The sequence below is a fragment of the Neisseria sp. P0014.S009 genome (genome assembly GCF_051958155.1).
In the GTDB taxonomy this organism is placed as follows: Bacteria; Pseudomonadota; Gammaproteobacteria; order Burkholderiales; family Neisseriaceae; genus Neisseria; species Neisseria flavescens_C.
The window spans coordinates 1-233 of sequence record NZ_JBQCVS010000285.1 but is presented as its reverse complement, the minus strand read 5'-3'; the positions used below and the strand labels follow the sequence as shown (position 1 = coordinate 233).

1 protein-coding gene is annotated in these 233 nt (G+C 51.1%); it reads left to right on the top strand.

All coding sequences use genetic code 11. The features are described from left to right. On the top strand, nucleotides 1-233 hold a 233-nt coding region (locus ACTHS4_RS12670), incomplete at both ends, for a hypothetical protein (RefSeq protein WP_440366063.1).

Sequence of the window (233 nt, the reverse complement as noted above, 5' to 3'; positions counted from 1 at the left end):
ACACAAGATACCACTGCACCAAGCGCACCGGAAGTGACCCCATCTACCACTGATGGCTCAGTGACTGTGAAAGTGCCAAGTGATGCCCAAACAGGTGATACTGTAGAAGTAACCGTCACCCCTGAAGGCTCTAACACCCCAGAAAAAGTCACCTTGACCAAACAGGCAGACGGCAGCTGGACTTCTGATAAACCTGAAACAGTACCAAGCGTTGAAGCAGGCAAAGACAGCAC